The organism is Paraburkholderia fungorum (assembly GCF_902833645.1).
Lineage (GTDB): Bacteria > Pseudomonadota > Gammaproteobacteria > Burkholderiales > Burkholderiaceae > Paraburkholderia > Paraburkholderia fungorum.
Genome location: NZ_CADFGE010000008.1, coordinates 345,641 through 364,670, shown reverse-complemented (window position 1 = coordinate 364,670; position 19,030 = coordinate 345,641). Strand labels below are relative to the sequence as shown.

At 58.5% G+C, this 19,030-nt stretch carries 20 protein-coding genes; 7 read left to right on the top strand and 13 right to left on the bottom strand.

Annotation, left to right across the window (positions count from 1 at the left end; translation table 11 throughout):
- Position 1: 1 nt before the first annotated feature.
- From HWX91_RS24840 to HWX91_RS24830, 3 genes are all read right to left on the bottom strand, one after another.
- Positions 2-1,012 carry an alpha/beta hydrolase gene (locus HWX91_RS24840; protein WP_028195216.1) on the bottom strand — a complete coding sequence of 337 codons (1,011 nt, stop codon included), beginning with the start codon at positions 1,010-1,012 and terminating at the stop codon, positions 2-4.
- Positions 1,009-1,914: an aldo/keto reductase gene (locus HWX91_RS24835; RefSeq protein WP_028195215.1), complete on the bottom strand. Its 906-nt coding sequence runs from the start codon at positions 1,912-1,914 to the stop codon at positions 1,009-1,011. Before HWX91_RS24835 ends, HWX91_RS24840 begins: the two co-directional genes overlap by 4 nt.
- 93 nt (positions 1,915-2,007) lie before the next feature.
- Positions 2,008-3,108: an alpha/beta fold hydrolase gene (locus HWX91_RS24830; protein ID WP_081832964.1), complete on the bottom strand. Its 1,101-nt coding sequence runs from the start codon at positions 3,106-3,108 to the stop codon at positions 2,008-2,010.
- Between the two features lie 267 nt (positions 3,109-3,375).
- Between HWX91_RS24830 and HWX91_RS24825 the strand changes: the two genes are divergently transcribed.
- Positions 3,376-4,323 (top strand): GlxA family transcriptional regulator, encoded by a 948-nt coding sequence (locus tag HWX91_RS24825; RefSeq protein WP_028195214.1) that lies wholly within the window; start codon positions 3,376-3,378, stop codon positions 4,321-4,323.
- Between the two features lie 490 nt (positions 4,324-4,813).
- Here the strand turns inward: HWX91_RS24825 and HWX91_RS24820 are convergent, their stop codons facing one another.
- Together HWX91_RS24820 and HWX91_RS24815 are read right to left on the bottom strand one after the other, a co-directional pair.
- Positions 4,814-5,809 (bottom strand): alpha/beta hydrolase, encoded by a 996-nt coding sequence (locus HWX91_RS24820; protein ID WP_028195213.1) that lies wholly within the window; start codon positions 5,807-5,809, stop codon positions 4,814-4,816.
- A 58-nt stretch (positions 5,810-5,867) separates the two neighbouring features.
- A complete protein-coding gene (locus HWX91_RS24815) occupies positions 5,868-6,182 on the bottom strand; it encodes an EthD family reductase (RefSeq protein WP_028195212.1) in 315 nt (104 codons plus the stop codon).
- A 175-nt stretch (positions 6,183-6,357) separates the two neighbouring features.
- On the opposite strand from HWX91_RS24815, the gene HWX91_RS24810 reads away from it, so the two are divergent.
- Positions 6,358-7,209, top strand: a complete 852-nt coding sequence (locus HWX91_RS24810) for a LysR family transcriptional regulator (RefSeq protein WP_028195211.1) — start codon at positions 6,358-6,360, stop codon at positions 7,207-7,209.
- Positions 7,210-7,576: 367 nt separating this feature from the next.
- The gene (locus HWX91_RS24805) at positions 7,577-8,488 is read left to right on the top strand and encodes an alpha/beta hydrolase (protein WP_052660642.1); all 912 of its coding nucleotides are present in this window, start codon (positions 7,577-7,579) and stop codon (positions 8,486-8,488) included.
- A 539-nt stretch (positions 8,489-9,027) separates the two neighbouring features.
- Here the strand turns inward: HWX91_RS24805 and HWX91_RS24800 are convergent.
- A complete protein-coding gene (locus tag HWX91_RS24800; RefSeq protein ID WP_028195210.1) occupies positions 9,028-9,774 on the bottom strand; it encodes an SDR family oxidoreductase in 747 nt (248 codons plus the stop codon).
- Between the two features lie 162 nt (positions 9,775-9,936).
- Positions 9,937-10,911, bottom strand: a complete 975-nt coding sequence (locus tag HWX91_RS24795) for an SDR family NAD(P)-dependent oxidoreductase (protein WP_028195209.1) — start codon at positions 10,909-10,911, stop codon at positions 9,937-9,939.
- Between the two features lie 127 nt (positions 10,912-11,038).
- On the opposite strand from HWX91_RS24795, the gene HWX91_RS24790 reads away from it, so the two are divergent.
- Entirely contained in the window at positions 11,039-11,671 is a 633-nt protein-coding gene (locus HWX91_RS24790) for a TetR/AcrR family transcriptional regulator (protein WP_028195208.1), read from the top strand.
- Positions 11,672-12,367: 696 nt separating this feature from the next.
- Here HWX91_RS24790 and HWX91_RS24785 read toward each other — a convergent pair.
- Positions 12,368-13,348: a protein kinase domain-containing protein gene (locus HWX91_RS24785; protein ID WP_028195207.1), complete on the bottom strand. Its 981-nt coding sequence runs from the start codon at positions 13,346-13,348 to the stop codon at positions 12,368-12,370.
- A 408-nt stretch (positions 13,349-13,756) separates the two neighbouring features.
- Positions 13,757-13,915 (bottom strand): hypothetical protein, encoded by a 159-nt coding sequence (locus tag HWX91_RS24780; protein WP_156034504.1) that lies wholly within the window; start codon positions 13,913-13,915, stop codon positions 13,757-13,759.
- Here HWX91_RS24780 and HWX91_RS24775 point away from each other — a divergent pair.
- Positions 13,914-14,285, top strand: coding sequence for a YciI family protein (locus HWX91_RS24775; RefSeq protein WP_028195206.1), 372 nt, complete (start codon positions 13,914-13,916; stop codon positions 14,283-14,285). The genes HWX91_RS24780 and HWX91_RS24775 overlap by 2 nt on opposite strands.
- A 107-nt stretch (positions 14,286-14,392) precedes the next feature.
- On the opposite strand, the gene HWX91_RS24770 is transcribed toward HWX91_RS24775, so the two are convergent.
- Positions 14,393-14,869, bottom strand: a complete 477-nt coding sequence (locus HWX91_RS24770; RefSeq protein ID WP_030099666.1) for a hypothetical protein — start codon at positions 14,867-14,869, stop codon at positions 14,393-14,395.
- Between the two features lie 863 nt (positions 14,870-15,732).
- Here HWX91_RS24770 and HWX91_RS24765 point away from each other — a divergent pair.
- Complete coding sequence (locus HWX91_RS24765) at positions 15,733-16,056, top strand: antibiotic biosynthesis monooxygenase family protein (RefSeq protein WP_028195205.1); 324 nt, start codon at positions 15,733-15,735, stop codon at positions 16,054-16,056.
- Positions 16,057-16,193: 137 nt separating this feature from the next.
- On the opposite strand, the gene HWX91_RS24760 is transcribed toward HWX91_RS24765, so the two are convergent.
- From HWX91_RS24760 to HWX91_RS24750, 3 genes are all read right to left on the bottom strand, one after another.
- Positions 16,194-16,664 (bottom strand): hypothetical protein, encoded by a 471-nt coding sequence (locus HWX91_RS24760; RefSeq protein WP_028195204.1) that lies wholly within the window; start codon positions 16,662-16,664, stop codon positions 16,194-16,196.
- Positions 16,665-16,851: 187 nt separating this feature from the next.
- The gene (locus HWX91_RS24755; RefSeq protein WP_028195203.1) at positions 16,852-17,154 is read right to left on the bottom strand and encodes a putative quinol monooxygenase; all 303 of its coding nucleotides are present in this window, start codon (positions 17,152-17,154) and stop codon (positions 16,852-16,854) included.
- Between the two features lie 378 nt (positions 17,155-17,532).
- Positions 17,533-18,417 carry a helix-turn-helix transcriptional regulator gene (locus HWX91_RS24750; protein WP_028195202.1) on the bottom strand — a complete coding sequence of 295 codons (885 nt, stop codon included), beginning with the start codon at positions 18,415-18,417 and terminating at the stop codon, positions 17,533-17,535.
- A gap of 73 nt (positions 18,418-18,490) precedes the next feature.
- Between HWX91_RS24750 and HWX91_RS24745 the strand changes: the two genes are divergently transcribed.
- Positions 18,491-18,994, top strand: coding sequence for a hypothetical protein (locus HWX91_RS24745; RefSeq protein WP_028195201.1), 504 nt, complete (start codon positions 18,491-18,493; stop codon positions 18,992-18,994).
- Positions 18,995-19,030: the final 36 nt, after the last annotated feature.

Here is a 19,030-nt window from a genome sequence, read left to right as displayed (position 1 = left end):
GCTATAGCGCCTTCGCCTCTAGCCACGCACGGATCGACTCGACAAGCTCGGTTTTGCGCTCGAGTGGGAGCCAATGTCCAGCCGGAAGGTTCGCGACGGAAAGGTCCGTACAACTGCCACGCATGGGCTCTCCAAGCCGGCTGCGGTTGATGTCGCAGATCGCATCCCAATCGCCGTTCACGAACAGCACGGGTTGATGCAGACGCCCGTTGTCGGGTGCAGTTGAAGCGTAGGCGATGTTGGCTGAGTCGTTCAGGTACCACGCATTGGCTGGGTGGAATCCACTGCCGCGAAACGTCTGGACCAAAACATCGAAGTCAGCAAGTGGCCACATTGTCGGGTCAGGAGGCGTGGCCGGGGCGCGACGAGCCGAGCCAAAGCGGCCTCCGTTATTTGTGATCAAGGCTGACGGAGAGACCATGCCGGCAGACGCAGGATTTCCTGGCCGGTAAAGTGACGCCAGCGCCGCTGCGATGTCTGCCTCGAAGTCGCTTACCGTCTGTTCAAAGTGGGTCAGGTAAAAGCGATAGTAATCCCACTGTCCATCGGGATGAAGGTGGAATGGGTATAGTTGTCGATCGACTAGCGGCAAAAGATTTGGCAGCGCAAAGCCTTCTGGGAAATATGGCACCGAAATCAGCACCTGGCCGCGACTGCGGCCGCTTTGCTGTGCGGCCAATGCCCCGACCACCGGGCTTCCCCAGTCATGTCCAATCCAGATTGCCGGACGCCCTCCCAGATGATCGTGGAGCTCGACCATGTCCTGAACGATCTCGCTCAGGGCGTAGGCTTCGGAAGCGGTCGGGCTCGATGAACCACCGTAGCCGCGCATGTCTGGCGCGACGCAACGCCAGCCTTCGGCCGAAAATGCCTCGAGCTGGGCGCGCCACATCAGGCCTATTTCCGGCCAGCCATGAATGAAAAGCATAAGCGGCCCATCGGCCGGGCCGCCATCCCAGTAATGTGTCGTGTGACGCGGCGATGTGAAGGTGCGCGCTCTCAGTTCAGTCATGGGTGGGTGGTCACCGGAAAGGTTTGAGGACTTACAAGTTCCGGGTCCGGGCCGCCACGTTCTCCGGTGTCGAGCGCGCTGATTGCCTGGACCTCGTTGGCCGCAAGCGCGAAGTTGAAAATATCGATGTTTTCGGCGATTCGTTCCGGACGCACGGATTTCGGAATCGGACAGGTGCCTAGCTGGATCTGCCAGCGCAAGACGATCTGTGCGGGACTCTTGCCGTACTTCGTGGCGAGTTGAACCACGCTCGGATGGGACAGCGGATCGAGCACATTCCCCGAAGTCTTTGCTTTCTCCCCGTCACGCTTGATACCGCCTATCGGAGACCAGGCCTGCGTGATGATTCCTAGCGCCTCGTCGGCGTCGCGAAGATCACTTTGAATGAAGAACGGGTGTACCTCTATCTGATTCACAGCCGGAATATGACCGGTTTGCTCGATGAGATTGCGCATATGACTGGAGCTGAAGTTGCACACGCCGATCGCCCGGACGCGCCCGTCCGCCAGAAGCTTCATCGAGGCTTTGTAGGAAGCTACCGTTTCATCAAAGGCCGAAGGGACAGGCCAATGAGTCAGATACAGATCCAGATAGTCGAGTTCAAGCTTGCGCAGACTTCTATCGAAGGCACGGAGCGTCTGGTCATAACCGTAATCTGTCATCCACACCTTGGTCGTAACGAAAACGTCCTCGCGAGGTACGCCGGATGCGCGGATGCCCTCGCCCACTTGCTGCTCATTCATGTAGGCCGCAGCCGTATCGATAAGACGGTACCCGTGAGCAAGTGCGGACTGCACGGCAGCAACGGTCTTTTCCGGTTCACTGCGAAACACCCCGAGTCCAAAGCCAGGCATCTCGATTCCATTGTTCAACTTGATAGCAGGGCCTTTAAATGTCGCCATCGTCGATTCCAATTCAATTAAATGTCGTGTGCGCCGCTGTGTCTATTTGAACGAACGTAGTTTGAATGGTCGCAGCAAGAGCGCAGGTTGATGTCACGCGGGGCTGACGGTCCGCAAAAACTTGACGAGCTGGTCATTGACCACGTCCGTGGCTTCGTGTTGTACCCAATGGCCCACGTTGTCGAGATCAAGGCTCCCCATGAGACCAGGAAGACCGGCACGCATCTGGGTCGCCGTAATCGGATAAAGCTCGTACAATCCATCCGCTTTCCCCCAGATGAGAAATGAGGGTTGGCTGATCCTTGCGCCCTTCCATGGAGCGGACAGATAGAAATACGGTTCAGCGGCCCGGTAGTAATTCAAGCCGCCATGGAAGCCAGTGCGCTGAAATTCAGCGATGTTGTAAGCGACATAATCAGGCTCCGCCCACGACGGTATCGGTGTGGGCGCAGCGCGGTGGAGACTTCGGGCAGGATCCATGGGACTCCAACGCTTGTCGGCCGGAGCGGAACCTGAGGCCCAATACAGAATTCCGGGAATGGTGACCGAGGCGTCAGCCCAGATCTGATCAGCGTCAGGCCGGATCTGTTCGAACATATAAAAGCTGTTCTGGTGGTCCGATTTCCGCATGCGCTCAAATACGCTCACATCCCCACGCGGAACGTAGGGTACGCTCAGGCAGAACACCGCTGCAAATCGATCGGGACGCAGCAGCGCGGCGTTCCATGCATGGGTCGCCCCCCAGTCATGGCCCACCAGTACTGCACTGGAGATATTCAGCGAGTCGAGCAGCCCAATCAGGTCGCCTGTCGTGTGCAGCGGCGTGTACAACGCAGCGTCCGTGGGAGCCGAGCTGCGGCCGTAGCCGCGCATGTCCGGAGCAATTGCCCGGTATCCGGCTGCCGATATCGCTTCCATCTGTCGGCGCCACGTATAGGACGTATCCGGAAATCCGTGAACAAAGAGAACGACCGGTCCATCACCTTGCTCGGTTACGTGCAAGGTGATGCCATTAGTGCTGATGTCATACTCCTTGAACGTATGACCTCCGCCGGTCGGGGGATTTTGCGCGTGCGCCCTGCGATCCAGTAGCAGACTTGCGCCCAATGCCGTCCCACTGGCGAGAAACGTGCGACGGTTAATAGAGGGTGGCGGTGTTGAAGCAGATGCAGGTGCGGTGATATTGCTATCCATAGAGGAGTCTCGATTAGTCACGCGTCAGTTCGGAGGGACCCGCAAATAGTAGAAGCCCGGACCCGGTACGACGCGTCGTATATCCGACAATTCTGGCCATACTTGCGCAGGGACCTGCATGACGTCAGTATCGGCAGTTAGAATCGCAGGCCGTGTCAAACTGAGCCGCAAAGGCAGATACAGGCAGGACAATGGTTGGAACATCCGCGCACCTCGCCCGTATGTAGAAGCATGTTCGGCTACCGAACTTTCCCAAGAGGACCTGCCATGCTACGTATTGGCTATATCGTCGTCCCGAATTTCCAGGTGATGATCTTTGGTGGCCTGACAGTGTTTGAGATGGCGAACCGTCTGACGAAAGAACCGCAGTACGAAATACATCTGATATCCGAAAGCGGTGGGCCGGTCCAAAGCTCTCTCGGGTACTCCGTCATGACGGACCGTTTCGATGAGGGCAGCTTTGATACGGTGATCATTGGCGGCGTTATCGACGGCGTGTATGAGCCGAGCCCAGCATTGGTCGACTTTCTGAAGAGCGCGGTGAAAAACACTCGTCGCGTAGCCTCGATGTGCACGGGAGCATTCTTCCTGGCAGAAGCCGGCGTTCTTGACGATCGGCGCGCCACGACCCATTGGGCGCACGCACGCGCGTTGCAGACTGGTTACCCGAGAATCAATGTTGAAGAAGATCGCATCTTCATTGTCGATGGCCCCGTATGGACATCCGCGGGCATGACAGCGGGGACCGATCTGGCGATTTCCATGGTAGAACGCGACCTCGGCGTAAAGGTAGCCAGCACCATCGCCAAGAGGATGGTCATGTTCCACCGACGTGCCGGCGGACAGCTTCAACACTCGACATTGCTGGATCTCGATGCCAAAAGTGATCGAATCCAGACCGCGTTGGTATTCGCAAAGAGTAATTTGCACACTCAATTGACGGTCGACCGACTTGCCGAAGCCGCCAATTTGAGCGTGCGACAGTTCACCCGGGCGTTCCGTGAGGAGACAGGACAATCGCCCGCGAAGGCTGTGCAAAATTTGCGGCTGGAAGCAGCGCGACTCATGGTTGAGCAAGGCCGTTTGCCTATCGACGTTATTGCGCGAGAGACCGGTTTTGCTGATCCAGACAGGATGCGTCGTGCGTTTTTGCGGGCGTTCGGTCAGCCGCCTCAAGCTGTTCGGCGTGCTGCGCGGAGTCAGGCGAACGGCTAAGGCGTAACCGGGTGTCGTCGTCGCCTCAGCCGAGTTTCAGCATCGGGTCAAGCGAGGTCGTCGCCCGATATATGCGAACTCCGGTTTGGGAAAATGTGCTGATGTTTCCTGTCTCTGCACTGTGACGCACGTTTGGTTCGAATCAAGCAAAAGCGGGCCGTATTTCGAACCGTCGCGCCCCCTTTCTCGACGCTGAGAAAGCGACCATGAACACCGTCGAACAAATGCGGCACCTTTGGTGTCGTTATCGGCCATTCGTATCCGACTGCGTGACTGTCGCTCGTTGGCCGGGTGCCGACTCATGCGCATCGCATATGGTGGCGCACATCGAGTTGAGGCGAGAGTCCGCGTGCGACCCAATGCAGTCTCTCAGACCACGCCGGCAAACGTCCGCGCCATGCGTTAATGTCCTCGCGGAGAGCGAGATGTTGACTGAGGCCGTTAGAGGAACTGGTTATGAACCAGGTCGTTGTTACGTTGAGCCTCTTGTTCAGTTGGGTTTTTCCGTGTTCTCGACCAGCCACCTCAACACCGGCACCAGTGCATCATCCGAGTTCTTTTCGTAGATGAGCCCGTGGCCGTTTCCGAACACACCGTGGTCGGGAAGATGCAACACTTCCGCCCGGCTGCCAGCCGCCTTCAGTTGCTCAATAGCGGGTCGACTGGCCGCGGCGAAGGCTGACGCTTCCGCGGTGACGGCGACGATCGGCAAACCGGCGAGCGCAGGCAGCCGGTGTGTGCCAGGAAGAGCCGCCCGCAGCTCTTCAGGCGTCGCGACGGGCGGCTCCCAGCTAAGCGGGGCCGCCGCGAGGCCCCACGCGAGCGACCCGATATTGGGAATATGTGCGAATGGCGGGCCCATCGGCTCAACGGCGACGATCCCTTTAACCAGCCCGGGCCGGCGGTCTGCTACAAGCCAACCAACTGGTCCCGACGCTGAGTGCGTCAGGAGGATCGCCGGACCGATCCTGTCCAGCAGCTTTGCGATCCTGTCCGCCTCCATGTCCTCGGAAAACGCGAGGTCTGCGGGAAGCGGCCCATAGCCGGCAATGAACTCGTCCATCGCTGCCTCGTCGTCCCGCGCAAATGGCCATTGGGTGTGTTGAGATTCATATTTTGTCGGGAAGTAGATGTCGCGGCCGTGCTCATAGGAGAACCCGGGCCCCATTGGCCCCATCGTCTCGACGTGGTACGGCGATCGTCCTTGTCCAGGACGATCGACCACCAGCACCGCGTAGCCCGCTTCCACCAGACGTTGTGCCCAGCCCGGACGGCCATCCGGCGTGTCAAACCACTCGGTTCCCTGGTAGCCACCGCCATGCACGAGCACAATCGGCCAAGGGCGCGTGACCTCCTCCGGCGCCTCCCACTCAACGAAAAGCGGTCCGCATTGGTGGGTCTGTCCGTCTCGTTCGATGCGGTCGCCCGAAATCCACATATGTCCGCGACGCACGGTGCGGAGGGCAGAATTTTTCCAGAAGGCCAAGTTGTTTCTCCAGTGTTTGCAAGTGAGAGGCGTGTAGCGCCGATATGGAATTGCCTCCTCAGAGCGAAGTGAGGCGCAAGCGTGTGGGTGCGAGGTCCGTAAAACTCGGCACGTCGGCCATGACCTCCTGGGTTTCCGGAGATCCGAAGGCGGTTGCAATAGCCGCCTCGTCCCGAAAGCGGCATTCGCAAATCACAAGCGTGCCGACATGCGTCAACGGCGGAAAGAAAGCCGCGATGCTCTCAAGGCCGTAGCGCTGCCACGCCTGCGTCACCAGCGGCAGGTGACGCTCGATGTAATAGCTCCGATCAAAACGGTCGTCTGGCGCACCTTGGTAGGTGACGTACACAGTCGGCGATTCAGGTTGCGACATGAGAATTTCCCTTTTGCCAATGTCTCCCGAGCTGTCCCGGCCCGGCATCTGGAACCCCAATCAGGCGAGCCACGAGGGCGTTTTGACGTAGGACGGAGCGAAGTTTCGCGCATTCACTATTGTTCGGCAATCCAATATAATGAACAATCGTCGTTCATTTTTGTGGGTGGTGGATATGGAGTGGAGCGACGTCCGGATTTTCCTTGCCGTAGCGCGCACTGGAACATTGGGCGCGGCTGCACGGCTGTTGCACCTTAGCCATCCAACCATTGGACGACGGCTTCGCGCGCTGGAAGATGCCACCGGACAAGTGCTGTTTCAGCGAACAACTGAGGGTTTTGTGCTGACGGAGGAGGGCACCGCGATCCTGCCTCTCGCCGAGCAGATGGAAGACAGCGCGCTAACCATGGAGCGGCGGCTAGCCGGTGAACAGCAACAACTGGAAGGAACGCTCAGGGTGTCATCGGCCGACTGGTTTGGCGCCTATGTCCTGCCACCCGTGATCGTTGAATATTCGCGCGAGTATCCGCATGTTGAGATCGAGGTCCTTACGGGAACACGCCTGTTCAACCTCGCGCAGCGTGAAGCGGACGTTGCCTTCCGTATTGTTCCGTTCGAAGGGCCGGACATCGTGCAGAGACGGTTGACCCAGATGCGATATGGCGTCTACGTGGATCACGCGAGCGCCGATCCGACGGAAGGTGACGGCACGGGGAACCGTTTAATTGCAATGGATACGTCGACGGGCAGCTTTCCTGATATCGAATGGCTAAAAAACCGGTTTCCAAACGCTGGTGTCGTATTGCAGTCGAACAACCGTAATGTGCAAGCTCAGATGTGTGGGATAGGTTTGGGCATTGCTGTACTGCCGCGGCCTGTTGGAGATCAGATCGGTACAATTCGCAGGCTCGAGCTTAGCGAAGAGCCACCGCATCGCGAGATGTGGATGGGCTATCACCGCGATCTAAGGCGGTTACACCGCCTGCGCGCATTCGTGGATATTGTCATCAAACACCTGGCCAATTAGGTACACCCACGTTCTCGGTCATTTCAGTATTGTCGTGAATCGCGGCGTTGACCGCGGGTTTTGCAAGAGGCTCGAACGGCGCCAATGACCCGAGGTCTCCCTGATTGCGCCGGTCTGGTTCGCGGGGCGGGCCGATCTGATGGGGCATACCGCAATCGCCCGTTGACGAATCTCGCTGCCATCGCTGGAATGGCGGCTGTACTGGCATTGAATGTCTTGCTGTTGCTGCAGACGGCGGGGATGTCGTTATGACCTGGGGCTAAGACGAAATCGCAACGAGCGGGACATTCCCCCCTGTTTCTGCATCCGTCGGCAAGCGACGCACGTAGATAGCCCTGGACACATCACCGGACCAATCCGATCGCTTATGCCTCGACGCCTGCTCACGTTGGCCGCCACGCTGGCGTTCACCGCCCTCGGCGGCTGCAGCGGAACCGCCGCGCTCAACGCCGCGGTACCGCATCACACGTTCCGCGCCAGCACCGCCATTTCCTACGGCGACGCCCCCCGGCAAAAACTCGACGTGTACCAACCCGACGACACAAGCGCCACGGCGGCTTCTCGCGGACGGCCTGTGGTGGTGTTCTTCTATGGCGGGAGCTGGCAGAACGGCGCGCGCAGCGACTATCTGTTCGTCGGTCAGGCGCTGACTTCGCGTGGCTTCGTTGCCGTGCTGCCCGACTATCGAACCTATCCGGACACCCGGTTCCCCGGCTTCATGGAAGACGCCGCTGCTGCCGTGCGCTGGGCACGCGACCACGCCGCTGAATACGGCGGCGATCCGTCGCGGATTTTCCTGATGGGACATTCGGCGGGCGCGCATATCGTCGCTTTGCTGGCGACCGACGGTCATTACCTCGCCGCGCAACATATGAGCAAACGCGACATCAGCGGCGTGATCGGTCTCGCGGGACCCTACGACTTCCTGCCGCTTACCGATCCGGTCTTGAAGGACGTGTTTCCGGCCTCGCTGCGTGCGGCGAGCCAGCCGATCAACTTCGTGAGCGGCGACGAGCCGCCGATGTTCCTCGCCGCCGGCAAGCGCGACAGCACGGTAGACCCCGGCAATACCGACCGGCTGGCCGCGAAACTGCGGGCAGCGGGCGATAACGTCGAAGTGAAGCACTATCCGTTTATCGGGCATGTGCTGCTGGTGGCGTCCCTCGCTGCCCCGCTGCGAGTATTCGCGCCTGTACTGGCAGACAGCGCTAAATTTATCGATGCCCAAGTGGGCAGGCAGCAAACCGTATCACGTGAGGACGCCGTCGAATCGCCTTAGGCAGGGGCGTCTACCCGCGATCCCTATCTGCTGCACCCCGCCAGCGTGAGCGTGCTCCAGACGATGCCCGGCAATCGCATCGATACGGGCAACGTTGCAACGCGCCAGACGCCTCAAAAGCGTGTGACGTTGATGAACTCATTCAACACCTCATGCCGGCTGCGCTCAATCCGCTTCACAGGGCAGATGTCTGCGCAAAGACGGCGCGCGCGTCGACGGATCGCGCCAGATACTAACGAACGCACGGACGAAAGCGGATCGTCGAACTCTGCAGTCCCACCTTCTCCTGAATAAAGTCGCTTGATGATTGTTGACCGTTGTTTTGCGAATGGTCGGTGCGTCAACCGCAGGCAAGCAGACAGTTGAAAACAAAGCAATCCGTGTGGTCTGCGAGAGCGCCGGTCTTCGACCCGAAGCTGCCATCGGCTTGGCCGGATCGAGCGCCTGGAAGCGGACGCTCATCCGGTCGAGCAGCGGATGGCTTCCAACCGATTCATCGTGAAAGCCTCGTCTGGCGACGCGTGCGGCCTGTACGCCGCTCAGAATTGCGACCAACCGCCGTCGACCGGTAGTTCAGCGCCGGTCGTGAAGGTCGCATCGAACGCGAGGAAGAGGACGGCCCTGGCGATTTCCTCCGACGTCCCGAAGCGCTTCATGGGAATAATGCCGACGGTGTGTTCCTTCACCTGTGTACGCAGCTCTTCCGTAGGGAACACCTTTTCGAGGATGCCCGTGTCGATGGGACCGGGCGACACCGCGTTTACGCGAATCTCCTGAGGAAGCAGCTCGGTGGCGAGCACCCGGGCGAATGACCGCAGCGCAGCCTTGGCGGCGCCGTATGTGGCTTGGCCCGGCAGTCCCTTGACGTTGGCGACAGAGGTCGTGAGGACGACAGAGCCTCCCCGAGCGATCAGCGGCGCGAGCTTCTGGACCGCAAAAAAGGGACCCTTGGCGTTCAGGTTGAACATCTCGTCATAGATGGCTTCGGTCACGCTGCCGAGAGGCGTTGGAATGCTGAACCCGGCGTTGACGAAAAGCAGGTCGATGGTGTCGAACTCGGTCTTAACCTGAGCGGCGAGGGCGTCGATGTCGGTTAGCGACCGCGCGTCGCTCGAAACTACGATCGCGCCGTCCCCAAGCTCTTGCTGCGCCGACTCCAAGCCCGCCTGCGAGCGGCCGGTCACCAAAACGCGAGCGCCTCCGTCGAGGAGCATCTTGGCTGTCGCGAGCCCCATGCCGCTCGTGCCGCCGATAATCACCACCTTTTTATCCTGGTACCGGTTCATAGGTATGCTCCTCGAGAGAGTTAGGGTTGCTTTGCCGATATTTAACTACTTGGTACTACTATTAATTTAAAAAACATCGTACGCCCTGTGGGCGATCGTGTAACTCCGCAATCGCTTGCTGATTCTGGTCACTGCGACCATTTCGCCGCGACCGGCGCGCCTTCAGGACACTGCGCGCAAGGATTCCGCGTACGACCAGTTGACGCCAGAGACGTTGACGACGGCCTGCCACGCGGCTTCCTGATTAGCGCCATCGAGGAGGTGTGGCTGGAGCTGCGCCTCAATTGGGCCTGAGAACTTCCCTTGAGCGGAGGCGAAGAATTGCCCTGAGACCTCGGTTCCGAACTTCGAGGCCTGGATATACCGGCCCGCTGCCGTCTCCGGCGTCTGATTCATGCCGGGAATGAGGTTCGCGATTGGGATAAACAGATACTTCACGGCCAGGCTGGCTTGTCGCGAAACGTTGGTCGCAGTCGCCGCACCGGGCGAGACAGCGTACACGGCCATGCCTGCGGGTAGCCGGCGCGCCAGCGCTGCGGCCCACCAGGCAACGAAGAGCTTCGCGTCGGCATACGCATTGTTGGGCACGTACTTCACGTTCGGCCCGTTGCGAATCAGGGCTTCCATCGCAGCGGTCAGGTCGCCGTGGTGGTATTTGGCAGCGAGTGCATCCACGTCGGTGTACTTGAACATGGGTACACCCCCTCGGGCAGGTTCCGCGCTGGCAATAACAATCCGCGCGTTGGGACTCAGCAGGTTCGCGCGGAGCAATCCGACAGTCAATTGATGATGACCGATGAGCGGGGCCTGAGAAGCCTCGACGCCCGCCGAAGTGATCACCCGCTGCTTACCTGGGACCATCCCGGCATTGAGCAGTAGGAAATCAATTGGCCGACCTCGCTTGACCAATTCGGCGAGCGCGGACTGGACGCTGGCCGGCGTGTCCAACTCCAGCTCCAGCGGCGTGAAGGCCTGTCTTTTAGTTTCCGCTGCGAGTTGAGTGGCCGCTTCCTTGGCCCGAGCCAGGCTGCGTCCGGTGATAATGATCTCGCGCCAGCCCTCTCCGGCAAGAATGCGGGCAGCCGCATAACCGAGCCCGGAGGTGGCGCCGGTGACGAGCGCAATCGAATGTTCCATGGGCGTCTCAGTGGTGAAGGGTGAAGGCCGAGTCGTGAGGCCCCGCAGGGCCAGAAACGGCTTGTTAATTTAGAACTATTCGGTTATATATTGGTACCGCAAAAGTTGTCAAGGAGTTTTGAACCAAATGATTCAAAATACTGCCAGGCCAGTGGGTCGACCGCGCAGCTTCGACGAGGCGGGAGCGCTGGAAAAGGCAACTCAGGTGTTTTGGTCGAAAGGCTACGACGGAGTGACGATTGACGATCTCGTCGCCGGGATGGGTGTGGGACGGCCGAGCCTGTATGCCGTCTTTGGGGACAAGCGGACGATATTCTTGCGGGTCCTCAAGGCGTACGCAGAACGGAAAGGCGCATCAGCCGCGAAGGCACTCCTCTCACCGCAGGGTCTTCGCGACTCGATCACGGGCTTTCTAAGGTACGCCGTCGAAAGTGCGACCGAGAAGGGGTCCGCCCGGGGCTGTCTTCTGATATGCGTCGCGCCGCTTGTGGACGACCCTGAAGTCCGGCAGTTCCTGCAAAACGCGGCCGCCGGTGGCACCGCGCTGGTGGAAGGTCGTTTCCGGGACGCAATCAGCGCGGGAGAAATCCCATCTGACTTTCCCGTCGCCGCGCGCGCAACCCAGGTCACGGATTTAGCGCGTGGGCTGACCATGCGTGCGCAGCTAGGCATGCCGCGCAAGGCGCTCCTAAAAGATGCTGAGGAAGCGGCCGATTTGGTGCTCCAACCGCTGCGTGGAAACGCGGGGCCAGAAAGTTGACACCGGCGTTAAGGGGCGTTACGGGGCAGTAGGCTTTGATGGTTGCCGCTTTACGCGCCCCTTAATCCCGATCAATCGTTTCCCGTTGGGATAGGAGCGATCACCTTGATTTGGAAGTCGAAACCTGTACGCCAGTTGGCCCCAAGCGCGGTCCCTCTCGGGTGGCGATTCGCGCAGTCGGAAGCTCCCTACCAGGCAAACTCGTCACGGCGATCTTCGTCCCAACGTCCGTTGTAGTGGCGCATGCTCGTGTCCGATGAGACTTCTGGGGTTCCGTGCAGGCTACTCCGAAGCGGCCCTTCACAACAGGCCGTTGTTGGCCGAACCCGGAAGTTCGGCCCGTGGTCGTCAGTCACCTGCCAACCTCGAGGCGAACTTGCCTTGTTGACCCGATCCGGCCACTCACGCAAGTTCGGACGCAACGGCAGTTCTGATGTACAACGGCCATTCGCGCAGCGGCTTCGACAGGTGGGGCTCCACCAAAGTCGACGGTCGACTGTCAGCTTTGGTTGGGGGAGGTGACCAGTTCCACACCCGCCAATCGCACGTCGACGGAAGCGCTGAGGCTGCGTGACCATCGTTGTCGTCGTTTAATACTCGAGCAACGTTCTTCCCAATCCTGCCTACGCTATTGCATCAAAGACCGGCAAGAACGGGAGTGGCGGATAGTCCGAATTGAATCCGCGGCACGCGTCGTCACTCGTCGAACCCAGATTCGGATTTCAATTCCGCGAATGGGCTGTGTACGAAAACCCATTCATCCATGCTTCCAAGAATTTTCGTGTAATCTTTTCCTTTGCTACATTTCTTAATTAGGTCTTTAAATTTGAAAATTTCGTCATCGCTTAGATTTTTAGAAAAATTATATTCTCTTATTGATTTTTTTTGGCCGGACTCCAGTTTCATAAGGCGCTCTATTATGCCGCTAGCATAATACAAATAATGCGATATGTACGCCTTCCAGGCATTGAGTACATCTGGAGTTTCATTTTCCGGTGTTATGTATGGCACACCAAGCGCTTCATGTGTGAGCGGAAACAAAATTTCATCGAAAGTTTCCTTAACCAGCCGCCAATGACGCTCTCGAGAAGTTTCCTCGTTAAAAAAAGATGTGCCGTAGTCAATTATTCGAAAATCGGGGCAGGCCTGAACGTCATAAAAATGCGGCGCCCCGGTCGGCGTCCACGTTATCGTTCTTTCTCGCACTAAGATGTTCTTTGTATGCATGTCGCCGTGCAAAATTCCAAGTGAAGCGATGCGATGGAGAATCTCGACTAGCTGATTTGCCAGCGCCCAACGCACCGCCAAGGACTGGACTTCACTTGTAAGCCATGAATTCAGAGTTACGCCGGGGAAAAATTCCATCGCCATATAAAAGCCGTTCGAAATAGGCCCACCATCGTAAATTCTAATTCCGAAATGTCTGTGATCGATCTCAACCTCGCATGCCTTTTGGGCTTCGTAGAGGGCTTGCTTTTGCTTGTCGCGTTTGTCGCCTGACCGCAACTTCGTCCAGATCTTCAGCGCCACTTGGGGCCGCAAGATGCTTGATGCGAGAAATACAACCCCGTTGGCCCCGCTCGATAGGACCTGTTCTAGGTGATAGCCCGGGACAACGTATCTTGTATTATTTATAATGGCTGCACCGTCAGGTGTCACTTCGAATATATTTTTCATGTTCAAGAAAATAATAGTATCTAATATTGTTTATTCAAAATACGGAGTGAGATCGCCCGCATTCAACTAAATCAGCTTTCGCGGCATAACTTACAGAACAGATTTTAGAGCGTATTGCAGCGAATAAGGATAAGTATTTGTCGCAGGAGGGCCGCTTTCCATAAACCTGATGGTCTATTGGGCGGCGCCGTCCTCTGAGGGAGCGAACAGCCGTCATTTGAAGCAGCAGGTCGTACAACCCGCTGAACAAAACATAGTAACTTTTGGCGACGGTCGGCCCAATGGCCGAAAAGAGCAACGACGCGACTGACACAACTCGCGCACGACAGTCAGTTGCTTGACCGAAGCCGACATTCGAATGTCCACTCTGACGCGTCGGCGAACGGCTGGAGATGGCCGACCTCTGCCTCACGCGATCCGCACGTGCAGCACGAGCCCGGCGGGTCGGCATCGCGCCCGCAAAAAAGGGGACAATCCGGCGAGACCCGCTACAATTTTTTCAGTAGATTGTCGATTTTCGGTCATCAGCTTCGTCGTCAGGTTATTCACACCGAAAGGATCTCCCATGAAATACCTCGGCTTGGCCTACTTCACCCCCGATAAGTTCGCCGCGATGGCGCCAGACGACGTCAAGAACCTGGTGAGCCAATGCCCCGCATTGGACGACAAGATGCGGGCAACCGGCAAAGTATTGATTTCCGCATCGCTTGGCGATCTGGACAATTGGCGGACGCTGCGCCCGCGCAGTGGCAAGACGCACGTCACCGATGGGCCCTATACCGAGTCGAAGGAAGTCGTGGGCGGCCTGTTCATCATCGAGGCGGATACCCATGACGAGGCGTTGCGCATCGCCTCCATGCACCCGGCGGCCACGCTGGGCGAAGAAGGGGGATGGGCCGTCGAGCTTATCCCCATGGATTTCTTCTGGGCCCGATGAGGGCCTGGGCGCGTGTCTCAACTATGCGTTGGCGCTCGCCTATGTTCGTGACGGAGGGCAGGCATCCTGCGAATCTGATCGACTGAAGCCGCTCACCTCCTCGATGGCTAGCGCTGCGCGGGAGCCGGTTGATGGGCCACCGCGTCTGTTTCTGCGCGCGTCTTGGGTTTGGCTGACGTTGGCTTGCTCGGGCTCGGCTTCGCGGCTGCCGGCGTTTCCTTCGTCGCTATTTGTGATGCCTCTGCAAGAAGGCGCATTGCACGGTTCGCGGTAATGCGGCTTTGAGGGATGCCTTTCGCATCGAGTGCGATCACTTGATATAGCTCACGGTCACATTCCAGCTCCCGCTGATATTGCTCTGCTGTGTCGACGAGCAATTCAAGCATGGTCTGCTGACGTCGTCTTTCGTCACTCGTGATGGCAGGATTCCTACATATTGAGGAGCCAAGTGTGATCAATGTGTTGAGTTGGCTCAACTGCCGGTTGCATAGATCGAAGGTGGAGAGCGCAAGCTTTTCGTACTGGAGCGCGTCGACAGGCGGGCGTGAAGCGGGTTGAGATTGTTTTGTAGGTTTGCTGCTCATGGTGCGACCTCCCTGGTACTTCCTGGATCGCCCGACACTCGCTTGCTTTAAGGAAGTGGGTGAGCGGGCACGTGGCGGGTTTGGAAGACCGGCGCTAAACCAAACCGGCGAGCCTCGCGGCTCCCCCACCACAGCCCGCCCATTGGAAAACAACAGACGTGCAGAGGTAGACGCACGCCCGCCTGAGCGGGTGTGCGGGTTTAGCTAGCAGGCTTCCACACCTGACCGCCGGGTGTTTCCCGATGGCTTGATGATTATAAGTCATGGCAGCGGTGCAGCGATCAACCACGCGGGCTAAGAGTTTGCGTTTGGCTGATTGGATAAGGCTTCGGCATGATGGCAGGCACACCCGGCGACAGCGTTCTCGCTGAGGATTCTCTGCTTCCGCGATTAAAGATTCGGAACCGACCGCCGATATGAAGAGGCGCGTAAAACAGTCAAAAATAGTGAAAATCCACCGAACCTTACTCTTCTCACTGTGGGCAGTTAGTCTTTCTGCATACGCAAACTTCAGCTATGCGAAGCAGACGCTTATCTCGGAGAGTGGCGGTTGGCTCAAGGCGATGCGCTCGGCGCAAAGCAGAGGTTTGAGGCGGCGAGCGCGGAGTGTCCGGTTGATTTCATTGAGAGGGCCTTGGCGAGGCGGGAATTGGTGAGGATGGGTGTGAAGGAGTAGGGGATTTGCGACTCGATGCGCGCTCTCGTTCAGCCGGCCGGCTTGATACGTTCTACACTGTGCGATAGATCGTCGATAATCGGAGGCAATGCTCCCGAAAGAAGACGACTCGAATCGTCTGCCAGTCGGATCACGTAGAGAAACCTATCCGTTGTCGAACCAGTAACTTTCGAATTGAATCAACAGAATGTATTCCTCCACGTTTATCTTTGCGACCAAGCAGTTCGACGATGAGTTTCATCGGCTTGATAAAACAATCGCGGACGCTGCCAGGACAATCCCGGGCTACCTGGGCGAAGAAGCGTGGGAAAACGCTTCCACCGGTTTGACGTCCAACGTGTACTACTGGGAGTCGCTCGAAGCGCTTCAAATGCTGATCCAACATCCTGCTCATATCGAGGCGAAGGCCGCGCAGTCAAATTGGTTGGCCGGCTATCAGGTGATTATTTCCGAGGTCATACGAACGTATGGAGACGGCGCGCTGGCCCACGTTCTCGGGTCGCCGGTATAACGCTGATACGCCGATAGCCACCGCACGGGTAGCAGGCGTCATGAAGGAGGGGCCGCACTGCTGTCGCCTGGGGCGGATGCTTGATCGGCGACCTCTCTCCTTGCTGATCCAGAGCTGAAACCGACGATAACTCGCGCCTAGATATGCACGTCCGGCGCCTTTGATGGCGCGGCGGGGGCAGGCGGTACCGGCGCACGACTTTGGTCGACGACGATTACCGGTCCGGGCACCGCCCATGCGGGCACGGCGAATAGCACCGGCATCGGCTGTTGCAGCGCAAATTGGCTGTCAAACGCAGCGTGCTGAAGTTGCTGCATCTGGATCTGCATTGCCTGCATTTGCGTGTTCATGGCGCGCATTTGCGCGAGCACCCAGGCTGGCGGCGCGCCACCGTTACTCGACTGCACCACGATGCTGCTGGCGCCGTTTGGGCTATGCCAACTCCACGTGCTGACCTTCACCGGGCCGGCCGAGGTCTGAATCAGGCGGGTCTCACTTTTGGCCTGAACAACGTGACCGTCGACATTGACGAAAAGCGGCTGGGCCGCCAAGGTGACGGCCGGTGCGATCACCAGGGCGGCCGCTGCAATAAGACTGCGAAAACGCATCTGATCCTCCGTTGATTGAGCCTTGCACGCGGATGCGTGAAGGCTCGATAAATATGTCGGGGAAAACTTAAAAATACCTTAAATTGGCTGGGCGGCGGACGTGTCGTTGCCGGCTGCCGGGCGACGCGGCATTGCTTGAAACAGCGAATGGCATAGACAAAAAAAACCGCGCCGGAAGCCGGCGCGGCTACGACGGCAGCTTCGCCGCGAGTACATCGAGGTTCATAATTTCCGGCGGGCTAGCGAAGAGATCCGGAGCCCTCGCCATCAACGCCTCGGCCACTTTGCCCGCCAGGTGCGCCTGGCGTCCGGCGTCGTCGGGGAACGCGTCGAATATGCCGTACACCGATGGCGCGATTTTCAGCCCGAACCACGCGATCGTTGCGGGCTCCTGCTCGACGAGCGGCAGCCCGCCCATCAGGAAGCTTTCGACTTCCTGTTCCTTGCCCGGCTTCGCTTCGAGCCGGACGAACAACGCTTTCTTGACCATGCCTGCCTCCATATTGATGCCGCCTGCGGGTATCGACGGGAACGCCCCGATGATCTCTTCACGCGTGCGTGGCACGCGCCCAAACTGTCGCCAACAGCGCATTGATTACAAGCACCGTCGCACCAGGATGTAACGATGAGCCTACTACTACTTGACGCTGCAGCCTAGCGATTAAGAGCAACAGGCCTTACAAGGGTGACCGAGTTTCGTCGGAGTTTTCCGCGAGGCGTGGACCGCATCCAGCCGGGCGCTCGAGCCGAGGTCCGCAGGCGAACCTCTGTCTGCGGCTCAGCGTCAGCGTAGGTCGGCCGCTTTTCGGTAGCCAGAGTCGGGGTGAATGACTTTCGGTCGGCTGCGTTGCGTTCGGCCCGGTTGACTTCAGGGAGACGGCTTCGCTTCTCGAGGTGCGTGGCCGAAGTAGGCCTTGTAGGCACGACTGAAAGCGGCCTCCGACTCATAACCAACCGACCTTCCAACCTCGCCCACGCGCGCGTCACCTTTCGTCAGCATGTCCCGGGCGACGCTCAAGCGCCATTCGTTGCGGTAACGCACCGGAGACTTGCCAACGAGCGCATTGAAACGTTCGCAAAAGTTGGAGCGGGACATGCCGGCGACGGAAGCGAGACTATCGATTGTCAAACCACGTGGCGACTGCTCATGGATTGCCTTCAAAGCGCGGGCAATACGCTGATCTGCCAATCCGCCCAACCAGTTCGATGCATGACCATGATGAACCCAGGCACGCAACGCACGCACCACCACGAGATCAATCATGCGGGAGACCATCAAGGCGGATCCCGCCTCGTCATTGTCCGCCTCATGCAGAAGAAACTGCATGATGTGCGGTAGCCAGTCACATGTCTCCGCCTCGCGAAGGTGGATCATGGCGGGTAACGTCAGAAGCAGCTCCGGCTGGCTGGCCGGATCAAACCAGAAGTGGCAGGCGACGACGTTCGCCGGTTGGTCCAGGGCGGCAATGCGCAGGCTGCCAGGTCCGCGCGGCAACAAGAGCAGTTCGCCGGATCGAATCTCGCAAGCGTCTGCCTCATTGCCGGCAATTCGCACCGCGCCTTCCATGACTGCGTACGCGTGCGCTGCCTGCGCTGACGTGTCCAACTGCGCGAATGGCAGCAGCATCGACGAAAAGACGCGGTCGCCTGTCATGCGCATACGCGCAAGAACCTGAGACAGGAGATCGCCGTTAGCCAGACCTGCAAGCGTCCGATCCGGAAAAATGGTCAAGTTTTTCCCAGGTTCAGTCATGTCAATTCGGGTTTCGTGAGCCTAAAGTAAGCGCCGACAACCAACGAAATCACGCAACGAAAGGATTGGAACCATGTTTGGAATTTCGCCGCTCGGCTGGATACACACTCTCGGAAGTCTACCCGCGATCCCCATGGCCGTGTACATGTTCGCGCGTTACGGCAGGATCGTTCCGCGCTCAGTTGCTGGGAAGGTGTACTTCGTCGCCATGCTGATTGGTTCTCTGAGCGTGTTCGTCATCGCGCATCAAGGTATCAGCTACGTCATCGGAGTCGCAGCGCTCGTGCTTTTGCTGGCTGGATATGGCGTTGCGTATCTGCCTCTGCGTCTGCCCGGTCGAATCGGTGTCTACCTGGAAACCTTCTGTCTGACGTTGACAGCATTCGTGCTGATGGTCCCCACGGTTACCGAAACGCTGAAGCGTGTGCCCGACGGACATCCGCTGGTCAGCGATCCGAAGTCGCCACTGCTTCTCGGTGCCCAAGCTGCGCTCCTCGTCGCGCTCGTTCTGGGGTTGATCGCTCAAGCACTTTATCTTCGCAGGAAGCCGCAGCGTTCCGGTCCGGTGAAAATCTAGAGAAGTGGTGAGAGGCGCCCGCAAGCGGCAAGCTTG

Excerpts from the sequence above, each read along its gene's own strand:
- HWX91_RS24835 (WP_028195215.1), bottom strand. The coding sequence starts at position 1,914 with ATGGCGACATTTAAAGGCCCTGCTATCAAGTTGAACAATGGAATCGAG.
- HWX91_RS24775 (WP_028195206.1), top strand. The coding sequence starts at position 13,914 with ATGAAATACCTCGGCTTGGCCTACTTCACCCCCGATAAGTTCGCCGCG.
- HWX91_RS24785 (WP_028195207.1), bottom strand. The coding sequence starts at position 13,348 with ATGAAAAATATATTCGAAGTGACACCTGACGGTGCAGCCATTATAAAT.
- HWX91_RS24815 (WP_028195212.1), bottom strand. The coding sequence starts at position 6,182 with ATGTCGCAACCTGAATCGCCGACTGTGTACGTCACCTACCAAGGTGCG.
- HWX91_RS24825 (WP_028195214.1), top strand. The coding sequence starts at position 3,376 with ATGCTACGTATTGGCTATATCGTCGTCCCGAATTTCCAGGTGATGATC.
- HWX91_RS24800 (WP_028195210.1), bottom strand. The coding sequence starts at position 9,774 with ATGAACCGGTACCAGGATAAAAAGGTGGTGATTATCGGCGGCACGAGC.
- HWX91_RS24770 (WP_030099666.1), bottom strand. The coding sequence starts at position 14,869 with ATGAGCAGCAAACCTACAAAACAATCTCAACCCGCTTCACGCCCGCCT.
- HWX91_RS24745 (WP_028195201.1), top strand. The coding sequence starts at position 18,491 with ATGTTTGGAATTTCGCCGCTCGGCTGGATACACACTCTCGGAAGTCTA.
- HWX91_RS24790 (WP_028195208.1), top strand. The coding sequence starts at position 11,039 with ATGATTCAAAATACTGCCAGGCCAGTGGGTCGACCGCGCAGCTTCGAC.
- HWX91_RS24830 (WP_081832964.1), bottom strand. The coding sequence starts at position 3,108 with ATGGATAGCAATATCACCGCACCTGCATCTGCTTCAACACCGCCACCC.
- HWX91_RS24760 (WP_028195204.1), bottom strand. The coding sequence starts at position 16,664 with ATGCGTTTTCGCAGTCTTATTGCAGCGGCCGCCCTGGTGATCGCACCG.
- HWX91_RS24765 (WP_028195205.1), top strand. The coding sequence starts at position 15,733 with ATGTATTCCTCCACGTTTATCTTTGCGACCAAGCAGTTCGACGATGAG.
- HWX91_RS24750 (WP_028195202.1), bottom strand. The coding sequence starts at position 18,417 with ATGACTGAACCTGGGAAAAACTTGACCATTTTTCCGGATCGGACGCTT.
- HWX91_RS24780 (WP_156034504.1), bottom strand. The coding sequence starts at position 13,915 with ATGGGAGATCCTTTCGGTGTGAATAACCTGACGACGAAGCTGATGACC.
- HWX91_RS24840 (WP_028195216.1), bottom strand. The coding sequence starts at position 1,012 with ATGACTGAACTGAGAGCGCGCACCTTCACATCGCCGCGTCACACGACA.
- HWX91_RS24755 (WP_028195203.1), bottom strand. The coding sequence starts at position 17,154 with ATGGTCAAGAAAGCGTTGTTCGTCCGGCTCGAAGCGAAGCCGGGCAAG.
- HWX91_RS24795 (WP_028195209.1), bottom strand. The coding sequence starts at position 10,911 with ATGGAACATTCGATTGCGCTCGTCACCGGCGCCACCTCCGGGCTCGGT.
- HWX91_RS24805 (WP_052660642.1), top strand. The coding sequence starts at position 7,577 with ATGCCTCGACGCCTGCTCACGTTGGCCGCCACGCTGGCGTTCACCGCC.
- HWX91_RS24810 (WP_028195211.1), top strand. The coding sequence starts at position 6,358 with ATGGAGTGGAGCGACGTCCGGATTTTCCTTGCCGTAGCGCGCACTGGA.